The organism is Algivirga pacifica, assembly GCF_039543525.1.
In the GTDB taxonomy this organism is placed as follows: Bacteria; Bacteroidota; Bacteroidia; order Cytophagales; family Flammeovirgaceae; genus Algivirga; species Algivirga pacifica.
Map to the genome: position 1 here is coordinate 33548 of NZ_BAABJX010000026.1, position 12273 is coordinate 45820.

Sequence of the window (12273 nt, forward strand, 5' to 3'; positions counted from 1 at the left end):
ACAACTAACGGACGATTTTTACTACTTGTTTTTTGTGAGCAGTGATTAAGGATAGTAATGATAATCCTTTCTCTATGGAAAGCTCAGGGATAAGAAGAGAGGTATACCCACCAGAAATTGTTATTCGCTTCTCATAGGTCATCATTCCCTTGGAGTTGACGATCATCAGATAGATTTGCTGAGTAATAGGAGAATAAAACTGTATCCTAAAAGGGGTGTCTACAAAAGGATCACTTCCATAAATCTCCATATTCACTCCTCTTTGTTGTGCCGCAGGATTAACTATTACATTATAATATTCAAACTTCCTATCGATATCCATCTGCTTAAGTCTATAATATACGATTCCCATAGGGGCATCCCGATCTACAAATTGATATACCTGCCCATAATCATACACCCCTTTTTTTAAACCATGGATGGTATCCAAGGAGACATACTCTTTCGCATCAATAGAACGCTGTATGACGAAAAAATCATTATTCTCCTCATAAGTGGTTTCCCACTCCAGTTCAATGTTGCTATTTTTTCGATTCGCATTGAAATAAAGTAACTCTACCGGTAAAGCGCCGAAAGTAATATAACGGTTATTGACTTGATCGACCACTGTTCTCAAATCTGCCGCTACGGCATCAGTTTCATAATCATCCAGATTTCCTTTACCCTTTGAGTAATTATATCCGGAAGGTGTTGTCCCTTTCACATCTCCTCCCACAACACTAGCACCCGAAACAGAACCCGTATGTTGTATATCTACATCTCCAAATACTACCAACATATTAGAGGATGCCAAATTAGCCGTTCCTGTCACGATTAGATCTCCAATGACAATCAGTCTTCCTCCATTTGTGAAATTTGTACTGCCATCCAATATGAGGTCTCCATTTATGATAATAGTTCCAGTTGCAGCAAGCGTTATATTCTTATCTGTGATCGTTATATCTCCTACTCCTTCCCAATAATCACCTGTAGGAATATCGTTACCTGGAGCGGTATCCCCATCTGGCCCATCAATTGTACCTAAGGTAAAAGGACCTGCAGAAGAGGAAAGTTCAGCGGCCAAGTCAGCTCCTTTTTGGGCTTGTAGACTTTGCTTTCCCACAAAAAGTAAAAAGCATAACAAAACGGCGCCTTTTAAAAGGCGATACATTACATGTCTCATTTTCATTTTATCGGATAATTTTTTACCCTAAGAGCTTGTTTGGAATACGTCTATGGGCGTTTGATAGTTATTTGTATAATATTGATAGTGTGTATTTTGCAAATTGGATTGGAATAATTTGCTTTTCATAAGGATACCGATAAAAGAATTCAATGTTAAATTGAATAAAGACTTGTGTAATGTTATCCATAAAAATCACAATAAACAGGGAAGGACTCCATCATGGTTTATTGGTAAATTCCAAAGGATATATGCATAAAAAAAGGTATCCAAATGGATACCTTCAAAGAAGAATAATTGATTTATATTTTTAATTTTTCATAGCTTCAGGACGTTCTACTCCACCTGCTTTCACATGATTCTCCAAATACTGTGTCAGGAGCGTAAATAAGTGTCTGCTAGTATTGGCACCTTCCCAAATCCCATGAGAGCGATTAGGGTAAGCCATCATTTGAAACTGTTTATTATGCTTAATCAACTCATTGATTACCATTTCAGCATTTTGATAATGCACATTATCATCTCCCGTTCCGTGTACCAGTAAGAGATTTCCTTGAAGTCCTTTGGCGTGAGTCACTGGAGAACCTGCTATAAAGTCTTCCTTATTCTCAGACGGCAATCCCATATAACGTTCCTGATAGATATTGTCATACGTCAGCTGGTTAGCCACCGGTGCAATAGACATCCCTGTTTTATAGATTTCAGGGTATTGAAACATGAGGTTCAATGTCATGGAACCTCCACCACTCCAGCCCCAAACGGCCACACGGTCCTCATCAATAAAATCCCATTTCAGAACTTCCTTAGCGGCCATAGCCTGATCTCTGGCATTAAGAATCCCTACTTTACGATAAATGCTTTTTCGCCACTCCCTTCCTTTGAGGGTAGGAGTACCACGATTGTCCATTGTAATAGCGATATAGCCTTTTTGTACCAGCATGCGCTCCCATAAAGAACGCATAGACCAATCATCCACCGCCGTCTGTCCCCAAGGTTCTCCATAGACATAGAAAAGCACCGGGTACTTTTTATTAGGGTCAAAATCTACTGGTTTTACTATTCTACCATCCATTTCTATACCTTCTTCTGTAGTCACTTTAAAGAAGGTTGCTTTTGGCATTTTCAGCGCTATTAATTTCTCTTTCAGTTCATTATTATCCACCAAGTTAGCAATCGATCGATGATCTTTCGTACGGATCAGTTGTATCGTCGCAGGACTATTGGCACTGGTATGGGTATGCACCGCATATTTACCATTAGGAGATACGTTATATACGTTTACTCCCTCATAAGCAGCAGGGGTCATACGCTTCAATGTTCCCTTTCCATCCAAAGACAAACGGTATAAATAACGCTGTGTATTATTCTTAGGAGAAGCATTCACATACATGTATTTTTGCTTTTGATCCATCGTATACATACGAGCCAAGTCATATTCCCCCGGAGAAAATAATGTCTGAGCGCCATCGTTCAGATTGATTTTGTACAAATGTCTCCATCCATCGGTTTCATTAGTTTTCAGTACCGCTTGTCCCTTGTCTACCACAGGCATATCATCCACCACCCAAGAAGCCGTCAAGTCGGTGTGAATCACATCTACCCATGCCTGATCTTTTTCCGTATAGAGTAAAGTAGGTTGCGCTCCTTCTTTCTTTCTCCACAGCTTCAAGGTATTCTGCTTTCTGTTTAATTGTGTGATTAGTAAATCGTTTTCATGCCATTGCATTCTGGGCAAATAATGCTGGGATGGGTCTCCCGGAAGATCTACCCACTGTATCTCTGCACTTTCGACCGTAACGGTACCTACCTTTGCTGCAGAGGGAGCTTCCCCTACTTTTGGATACTGTAAAGGAATCAGACTTGCGTAAATACTATCCGTATTATTAATCATATAAAACGTCTTGGTATTAGAAGCATCAATCTGCCAAAAAGCAATCTTCTTTCCGTCAGGACTCCAGCGGAAACCATCCCTACAAGCCAGTTCCTCCTCATAAGCCCAATCAAAGGTACCGTTGATCACCTTACTCGTTCCATCTGTCGTTAACTGACGAATTTCCCCATTACGGTAATCCTCTACATATAAATTAAAATCAGAAACATAAGCTACCTGACTGTTGTCTGGGGAGAATTTCGCAAACATCAAGGAAGAAGACGGCAACGCTTTTCCAAGCTGCTTCAACCGTCTGCTATCCAGGTCAAATACATAATAATCGCCTTTGGTATTACTTCTCCATACTCTTTTGGAATTGGTAAACAGCAATACCTTACGCTCATCTGCTGACCAGCTATACTGCTCTATCCTCAGGGGCTTCTCCTCTCCTTGAGGAATTAATTCTTTGGCTTCAATCAACACCTTAGAGGTTTGTTTTTCGGTATGATACTGTATCAAGTCATACCCCTCTGTTCCTTTTTCCCATAGCGTATAACGATCTCCCCCTTGCATCCACTGTAACTTGGGAGCCCTCTCGCTCTGCAACTCATAATCGTGAAAAAGTTGGTCAATCGTAATCCCCCTCTCTTGGGCATTCAGGCCTAAGACCATCAGGCAAGCCAAGAGGGTTGTCATCGTTCTGTTTATTAGTTTCATTGGTATATGATTGGTTCTTCCTACCGGAAGTTCTGTCTACTTCCCAGCAGTTATTAATTAAAAAAGCGATAAAGGGCAGCAGTTTACTAATTAATTTCATTAAATGCTTATATCATTTAGGCCTATTGCATTTACCATACAACCACATGGGGAATACTCCTACTTTTTTGGGCGACCACATGGAGTCGCCCCTACCGCCTCTTTCAGCACTTCATACGTCTTATCCAAAGCCAGCCCTTCCGGTACATACAGCATCATACCATCTCTAGCCCTACTGAGTAACACCCTATAGGCATTCTTGCGAAGACGAATGGACTGATCTGCTTCTTTACGGTGATACAACTCTATCCAGCGGTCCCCGTTCCATACTAAATCATCACCCCAGCATACCATTGTATAATCCAGGTCAAGCCCCTGACACTCAAACTCCGTCACATACTCCTTAAGCTGACAACATGAATGAGTGTCTGCAGGAGAGGTATTATAAAAAGCAGCAATATCTTCGGTTAACGTTAAGTCGGTCTCTTGTAGCAAACGATCATGAGAAGTCGATAGAATACCATAACGTTTCTCCTTAGCCTTGGAATAGATATGTTGAATATGCTGTTTTGCTACGGACATTCTGCGAGTCAAATCGATATGAAAACCCTTTTGGTTAAGCTGATCAGACAAGGTAGCACATAAAGCTAAATCTCCTTCCAATAAAGCATCTACCCAAGCTTGTAAGTCATTCGCTAAATGAGTTCTCATGGAAGTCGTCAAATGCAACAAAGGGTCTATTTGATGTGGATAAGTAAAACGACTTTCCCAATGAGGTGGCACTAGCACATCCCATTGTGTTGAGCTACTTTCCAAGGCCTCTTCCCACAAGCTTAACCCTTTTTCCTCTCCCAAATAAATTTCCTGCCCTTCCCCTACGAGGCATACAATTATACTCCAGGTGTTCTTCGCTCCTATAGAAAGCAAGGCGGAAGCCTCAGATTGCTCTGCTCCTCCTTGCGCACTTACGGTAGAAGTATCCCATACACGTTGGGCTTCGTCCACGATAATCACAGGAGTATTTACCGTAGAATTCTCACTTAAAAACTGATGAAGATTTTGCACAAAATATTGACTAGTGGTCTCCTGAATAACTTCTGCAAAAGCAGTGTTAGCTGTAAGGTAAAGTGGATTGTCCAGCGTTTGCGCCAATTGCAACCCTGCCACTGTCTTTCCGGTACCGGGTGCTCCCGTCAAAAATATTAATTGATGTTTTTTTGCATTAGCTACAGACACAATAGTCTCTTTCAAAAAACGCATCGTTTCCGGCAATTTCGCTTCTTTTGCCTTCTCCATGACCGGAAGTTCTTGCTGTTCAAACAAGGTTTTTGCGGCCTCCCTTAAGTCTGGTAATGCCTGATAAGAAGCCTTCGCCCAAGTATCAGCAGACACAATAGGAGACTCTTTATACCTTTTAAATAAAGAAGATAAATACGATTTAAATCCTGCATCCGTCAATTGCTCAATACCATTTACCGACCGTTGTGCTTTCTTGGCATCCGCCAGAATACGTAATGATGTAATCTCTAACTCACCCGAAGCGGTATGATATGCCTGAAGATCACGAAGATAATGTGTACTCTCTATCTGCTCTCCTTTTCTGGTCTCATGAGTCGATTGAATTTCTATCACTAGAAGCTGATTTTCTATCAACAAAATTAAGTCTGGACTTCTTCCTTCTTCCCCCGGAAGCTCATATCCAAAAACAAGTTCCGCTGGAATCTCCTTGAATGTCGGCAACACCTTCTGCAGTAACTCATAGGTCTTTAGCCATTTCACCTTTTCTTCCCGATCTGGACGCTCTCCTTTTCGTTCCTCAAACTGTTTCGCTAAAGCCATTCCAAAGTCCACTAAGGAAAGGGATAGAAGTTCTTGAATGGAATAAATCACTGGCGTGAAGGATTGATTGGTATTGCTCATGATATAGATACTCTGATGTAAAAAATGGTCAGGGTAAAGGTAGGGATAACTTCGGCAATAGAAAAAGGAGGAAGGAGGAAGGAGGAAGGAGGAAGGAGGAAGGAGGAAGGAGGAAGGAGGAAGGAGGAAGGAGGAAGGAGGAAGGAGGAAGGAGGAAGGAGGAAACTAAACATTTCCTCGGAAAAAATCCTTACTTAAATTGTCGATTTCTAAGTGCACTAAGTTGACTACTTATTTGACGAATATGTTCCCGCAAAGACTTATACGATTCTTCCTCTAGGTACCCTAAAGACACTGCTATTTGCAATTGACAATTTACTTCAATAAGAGACCCATAAGCCATTTGAAAAAAATAAGCTTGTTGCTTAGGAGAAAGGCGAGCTGAACCTTCAGCTATATTAGAAGTAACAGATACCACCGCTCTTTTTAACTGAGATTTTAATGCATAATCTTCTGACTTTGGAAATTTGATAATCGCCTGATAGACTTCCTTTATAAGGAGCATACTTTCTTTCCAAACATTAAGGCGTTCATAAGGAAACTGATACATAAAGTTGTGATTAAGATTAGATAAATTACGATACCAAGCTGTGATTTAACTAATTCATCCATTTCACTACCCAATTAAAGCACTATAAGAAAAATAATCCTTCATCCTTTATCCTTTATCCTTTATCCTTCATCCTTTATCCTTTATCCTTTATCCTTTATCCTTCATCCTTTATCCTTTATCCTTCATCCTTCATCCTTTATCCTTTATCCTTTATCCTTTACCCCTCCAGCAACCTTTTGCCTCCCCTCCACGTTAAACCCAATACATCAATTTTATTTTTAACCTTATACAAATCAAAAACAATATGTTTGGAAAAGTAGCCTCGGATATGATGGGTCTTAGTGACATCGGTACTATTGTAAGCCCTTCTGAGTATCATATGGTAGACTCTGATGACTATGTCATGCACGAAGATGGAGAGAAAATCTATTTTTTGATCAAATCCAAAAGTGATGAATACTGTTTTACGAATAAAGCATTGATCCATTTGGATGGTACCTCAGCAATGAATAAAAAACGCATGCTAAAGAGGTATTCCTATAAGCACAACAACTTCAGAAATGTACGTCTGGAAACTGCCGGAAACCTGGATAAGGACGTAGAGATCAAGTTCTATCTTGGTGATGTGGATTACAGCATTGATGTTGATAAAAAACAACTGGAAAAGCTGAAAGACCTTTACAAAGCTTTAGTGAAAATTGGTTCCATGCAATACGATAATGACCGCATGCTGGAAATGTCTGAAAGTAGCCTTAGCAGTACAGTACAAACACTATCTGCAAGCCGATTCGAGATGACGGATGATCTGTTCAAAAAAGTCAATGAATATGCTTTTGATTGGCAAAAAGACCGTTACCTTGAGTTCAATCGTGAAGACTTTGGGGAGATTTATGAGAAGTTTATAAACGAATAGTCTAGGATGAAGGATGAAGGATGAAGGATGAAGGATGAAATTAACTATCTTTAGCCCATCACTCAATTCATAACTTTTCATTTTTCATTCTTCATTAACATGATTCGTCCTTACCACCCCGATGACTACCCAAAAGTCATCGCCCTTATGCAGGCCAATACCCCTGCTTATTTTGCTGAAGAGGAAATTACTGACCTAGAAGATTATTTGAAGCAGCATATAGAAGACTATTTTTTATTTGAAGAAGAAGGGGAGATCCTGGGTGCTGCAGGTATCAATTATTTCCCTGAACAACAGGAAGCTCGCCTATCCTGGGATTTCGTTCATCCTGATGCTCACGGAAAAGGCATTGGCAAACAGCTTACACTATTTCGACTAAAGCACATCCAATCCCAAAAACTATATTCCAACATTATCGTACGAACCTCCCAATTGGCCTATCAGTTTTATGAGAAGATGGGGTTTACACTACTTTTCGTAAAAGAAAATGGGTGGGCAGAAGGATACCACCTGTACCATATGCAATTACGCAGCTATTAAACCCTTTACAACCTTTCCTCTCCTCATTACATCTCTTATTAAAATCTATTTTTGTTTTTTTTTTGCATAATTTATTTTCTTTGTGAACAAATAAGCAAAACACACTTTAATAATCTGTAATGAATAAAACTATTTGCCTTTTACTACTCCCTATAGTATTACTATATGGGTGTAGTGAACCTATTGCCTTTGAGGTAGATCACAACGAAGAAATTATCGTAAATGGGATGATTTGCCCTGATTCGAGTATTAGTATTCACCTCTCCAAATCAATACCACCTACCGCTGCAACAGCATTTCCTAATGTGGACAATGCCCAGATTACTGTATTTGAAAATAATACTGAAATTGGTACGACCGCCTATAGAGGGAGTGGTTATTACCAATTAGACTACCTCCCAAAAGTCAATCATACCTACCGTATTGAGGTAGCGATTGATGGACACCCAACCATTGAGGCGGAAGATACTGTTCCTGAATTGGTTCCTGATTTTACAGCAAGGCATATTTATGCTTATGACACTACCGTACTTGATAATGGATGGTCTGTTCGCCGTTATCAGTTATATACCGTAACGTTTGAGACTCCTTTGCCAAAGCCCAGTTGGCTGGGAGGGTTAGTACATGCACACTACTTCGACCACGATAGTATTTACCAAGCTTCTGAGAAATATTTTGGTTATAACTTTCAGAGTATTGATCCATATTTTGACCAAAAAAGAGGGGAGTTTGACAGTTATACTAATACGTATGGGTATGGTGATTTTTCGCCCATACTTCCGGCACCAGCCTCCTATACCTATGCATTTGAGTTTGGCTATCAAACCTATCAACGGGAATACTCTGGCCGTTATACCCGATATGACCTTACCGCTTCCGTAGTCAATGGCAGTACCACCTATGACCAATACCTTCAAAGCTATATTGCCAGTAAAAAATACGAACCGGACCCTGAAGACTGGTTCCCTTTTGGGCAAAGCACACAGCTTTATTCCAATATCAAAAACGCCAACGGCATCTTTGCCGCTTACACCGTACGCCAAGTCGCTTTTCCTCCACTAAAAGATGAAATTTTCTAGTCCTATGTCTTCTTTTTACCCTACTATTTTATTCCTGCTTGGATTTTCTATACTATCCATTTCATCCACTTCTGCACAAGAAAAAGCTACTGTAGAAGGGAAGGTCTTGGATCAACTAAGCAAACAACCGCTGTTTAATGTAAAGGTAACGGCCATACAATCCGATACCCTTAAAACAGCAACGGACTTGTCCGGCTCTTTTACCCTTCCATTACGAGAGGGACCGGCTACCATCCTACTTTCTTACGAAAGAATGTCCCGAACAACACAAGTCGTCATCCGGAAAGATCTTCCTTTAACCCTTCTTTTTGACCGACAAAAAGAATTAAAAACGGTAGAAGTCAAAGGACAGAAAGACTCCCCCTTTCATACCCAGTCCATTGCAATAGAGCGAGCGGTTTTACAACGTATCCCTACCATGGGTATTCAAGACCCTATCAAAGCTTTGCAGATCCTTCCAGGGGTGAAGCCGGGACAAGAGGGCACTACGGGATTGCACGTAAGAGGAGGAAGTCCAGACCAAACCATCACCTTGCTGGATGATGCCCGTCTTTACAATATTTCCCATTTTTGGGGATTTGTCTCTTCCTATAACGAAGATATCATTGAACGTACCACGCTTTTTAAGGGAGACATCCCTGCCCATTATGGAGGAGGACTTTCTTCTGTCCTCTCTACGAAAAGTCGGGACTCTTTGGACTATCGTTTCAAGCTGAATCTCAACCCTATTCTTTCCTCTTTTTCAGGCCAACTGAAAAGCCCTAATGAAAAGCATCACCTAATCATGGCAGGGAGAAGGAGTTTTACCGATGTGTTGGCATTAATCGGCGGAGAAGGTTCTGGTGCTCCAAACTTTTTATTCTATGACGTCAATCTGAAAAGTCATTCCAAGCTATCTTCCAAAACCACTTGGAGAAACCACCTTTTTCTTTCCCGTGACCGTTTCCTACAGCACAGTGGAAATTTCAGCTACTCAGACCATCGATATAGCTTAAACTGGACCAATATGGCTGTTTCCAGTCAGTGGCAACATCAGTTTACCGACGAACATACCTTGAACCTGAAGGCCTATTATAGTGCCTATCAAAACGATATTTTAGTAGAGGATTTGTCTCCAGAAGAAGAAAGAGGACCGGACCGAGACATACGTTCCAATATCCGAGACTATGGCGTACAAATTGACAATACGATTCAAACAACTTGGGGAAATATACAAGTAGGAGGAAGTGTAGCACATCAAGAATTACTTCCACAAGTCAATACGTTTTCTGAAAATCCTAATGACTCCTTAGCAGAGGAGTACTCCCTTTCCTTGCTTAATAGTGCCCTATACGTGAACTATAGCAAAAGCATTGGTGAAAAGATTTCCTTGAGTGCCGGATTGAGAGGGGGGTACCTTCACTATTTTGACAAAGAGGAAAATGATCTTTACCTCTTGCCAAGGGTCTCCTTGAAATATCAAGTCAATGAGCAATTGAGTATTGCCCCTTCTTATAGCCAGATGGTACAGCCGTTTCAGCAGCTTAATAACCTGAATGGCCGTCTGCCATTGGATACCTGGGTCACGGCCACTGATCTGCACCCTACTGCCAAAGCCACACAATATGCTTTAGACCTACAATATCAATCGCCAAAAAAATGGGAGGTAACACTAAGTGGCTACTATAAAGAGATGGAAAACTTATTAGCTTATAAAGACCCAGGTAATACAATGTTTGGCTTCCAGGAAAATTGGCAGGAACTGGTAGAAACCGGAACCGGTACAGCCTATGGCGCTGAAATTCTTCTGAAAAAAGAAAGTAAGAAATGGATGGGTATGTTGGGCTATACGCTCTCTTGGTCTAACCGTCAGTTCCCTACACTTAATAACGGGAATACCTTCCCTTATACTTTTGACCGTCGTCACGACCTTTCTCTTTTCGGAGCTTATAACTTCAATAAAGACAAGCAGATCTCTTTTAACTTCGTCTATTTCACCGGAAGCGCCTTCACTATACAGGACAGTAAACAGCTTACGGCTTCCCTTATGCCGGGGGCCTCTCCATTGGAAAGTATAGGCAACGTAGGAGGTATCAATCGTCACCGACTCCCGGCCTATCACCGTATGGATATCAGCTACCAAAGCAAGAAACTGAGACAAAGAAATGGACAGGAGTCCCTACGTACCTGGTCGTTCTCCTTGTATAACCTGTACAGTAACCCTAATCCATTATACATCTACTATTATAATAATCAGTACTGGAAGCAGTCTGGCTTCCCGTTGATTCCGATGGTGAGTTATATTGTGCAGTTTTAAATGAAGAATGAAGAATGAAGAATGAAGAATGAAGAATGAAGAATGAAGAATGAAGAATGAAGAATGAAATTAGGACTGATAAAGTTGGTATGCAATTCCTAAGCCATCTATTCTTCATTCTTCATTCAACTTAGTGTACCTTGACACTACTCTTCTGATCCTTATCAATACTTAATATTTCAGGATCATTCAGTGTAAGCTTCGATTCATTGTAAATGGTTCCTTTCAGGGATTTTAGTTTCTTCTTGTTATAAAAGTGAAACTCCGAATTATTTAGATTGACCGTAGCTTCCTCTATTTGAGTGTTAGAAGAAAATGAAGAGTGATTGACGACATCTCTCAGGTCAAGGGTACATGTTCCAATTTTAGTATTATGATAGGCTGAAAGCTCTCCTTTTTCCATCGTTACTTGTAAATAGTCACTTTTTAGGTTACTGAGATTTACTCTGGTATTTTTTGCATCTATCACATGTACCGAATCCGGTGTGGTCAAGGTAAAGTGATACAAAGGAATTTTCTCCTGCTCTGCCGTCTGGTCCTTAAAATAGAGGGTATCATTCGAGATATAATAGTTCAATACATGCTTACTGTCCTCTATTTTTTGATCTGAATCCAGCAAAAAAGCATGTTCCTTACCTGTGCTCATTGATAGGGTAAAATTGGGACTATTGACCTTGATATATTTAAAAGGAGCAATTGACAACCTATTTTTTACTAGCTGTAGCCTATCCGTATCATTCATCTGTATACGCATGGAGGTTCCAGCAATCAGGATAAAAGCCACAATACTCCCAAAAGCGGCCATCAGAATTTTATTACTTGTTTTCATTTTCGAGTGTACTTAAATGTTTTTGTAGATCTTCCAGTTCTATACCAAGCAATTCTGCTTGTCGGATAAATTCCGGAAGGACTTCCTCATAAAAATGCTTACGCTTTTGCAGTAAAATGGCTTCCTGTGCCTTCTCATTCACGAAATAGCCGATTCCTCTCTTATTTCCAATAATCCCTTGGGACTGTAGTTCACTATACGTTCTCATAATGGTATTTGGATTTACTCCCATGTTTGCTGCCATCTCTCGCACTGATGGAATCTTATTTCCTTCTGCGTACTCTCCCCTCACGATCTTCTCCGTGATGCTCTCAGCAATTTGTAGGTAAATACTTTTGTTGTTATTGAATTCCAT

General features: G+C 40.5%; 11 protein-coding genes. 5 read left to right on the top strand and 6 right to left on the bottom strand.

Annotated features, from left to right (window positions below; all coding sequences use genetic code 11):
• Window positions 1-4: 4 nt before the first annotated feature.
• From ABD985_RS08750 to ABD985_RS08760, 3 genes are all read right to left on the bottom strand, one after another.
• A complete protein-coding gene (locus ABD985_RS08750; RefSeq protein WP_345370976.1) occupies window positions 5-1168 on the bottom strand; it encodes a hypothetical protein in 1164 nt (387 codons plus the stop codon).
• Window positions 1169-1472: 304 nt separating this feature from the next.
• Window positions 1473-3749, bottom strand: a complete 2277-nt coding sequence (locus ABD985_RS08755) for a S9 family peptidase (protein ID WP_345370978.1) — start codon at window positions 3747-3749, stop codon at window positions 1473-1475.
• Between the two features lie 159 nt (window positions 3750-3908).
• Window positions 3909-5708 carry a DNA/RNA helicase domain-containing protein gene (locus ABD985_RS08760; protein WP_345370980.1) on the bottom strand — a complete coding sequence of 600 codons (1800 nt, stop codon included), beginning with the start codon at window positions 5706-5708 and terminating at the stop codon, window positions 3909-3911.
• 24 nt (window positions 5709-5732) lie between these two features.
• Here ABD985_RS08760 and ABD985_RS08765 point away from each other — a divergent pair, with 24 nt between their 5' ends.
• Window positions 5733-5906, top strand: coding sequence for a hypothetical protein (locus ABD985_RS08765; RefSeq protein WP_345370982.1), 174 nt, complete (start codon window positions 5733-5735; stop codon window positions 5904-5906).
• On the opposite strand, the gene ABD985_RS08770 is transcribed toward ABD985_RS08765, so the two are convergent.
• Window positions 5899-6258, bottom strand: a complete 360-nt coding sequence (locus ABD985_RS08770) for a four helix bundle protein (RefSeq protein ID WP_345370984.1) — start codon at window positions 6256-6258, stop codon at window positions 5899-5901. The genes ABD985_RS08765 and ABD985_RS08770 overlap by 8 nt on opposite strands.
• A gap of 307 nt (window positions 6259-6565) precedes the next feature.
• On the opposite strand from ABD985_RS08770, the gene ABD985_RS08775 reads away from it, so the two are divergent.
• From ABD985_RS08775 to ABD985_RS08790, 4 genes are all read left to right on the top strand, one after another.
• The gene (locus ABD985_RS08775) at window positions 6566-7174 is read left to right on the top strand and encodes a PH domain-containing protein (protein ID WP_345370986.1); all 609 of its coding nucleotides are present in this window, start codon (window positions 6566-6568) and stop codon (window positions 7172-7174) included.
• Window positions 7175-7273: 99 nt separating this feature from the next.
• Window positions 7274-7714, top strand: a complete 441-nt coding sequence (locus ABD985_RS08780; RefSeq protein WP_345370987.1) for a GNAT family N-acetyltransferase — start codon at window positions 7274-7276, stop codon at window positions 7712-7714.
• A 119-nt stretch (window positions 7715-7833) separates the two neighbouring features.
• A complete protein-coding gene (locus ABD985_RS08785; protein WP_345370988.1) occupies window positions 7834-8793 on the top strand; it encodes a DUF4249 family protein in 960 nt (319 codons plus the stop codon).
• Entirely contained in the window at window positions 8780-11089 is a 2310-nt protein-coding gene (locus ABD985_RS08790) for a TonB-dependent receptor (RefSeq protein ID WP_345370990.1), read from the top strand. The genes ABD985_RS08785 and ABD985_RS08790 overlap by 14 nt, the downstream gene beginning before the upstream one ends.
• Before the next feature lie 130 nt (window positions 11090-11219).
• Here ABD985_RS08790 and ABD985_RS08795 read toward each other — a convergent pair whose 3' ends face one another.
• Both ABD985_RS08795 and ABD985_RS08800 read right to left on the bottom strand, forming a co-directional pair.
• A complete protein-coding gene (locus ABD985_RS08795; protein ID WP_345370991.1) occupies window positions 11220-11918 on the bottom strand; it encodes a hypothetical protein in 699 nt (232 codons plus the stop codon).
• Complete coding sequence (locus tag ABD985_RS08800) at window positions 11905-12273, bottom strand: GntR family transcriptional regulator (protein WP_345370993.1); 369 nt, start codon at window positions 12271-12273, stop codon at window positions 11905-11907. Before ABD985_RS08800 ends, ABD985_RS08795 begins: the two co-directional genes overlap by 14 nt.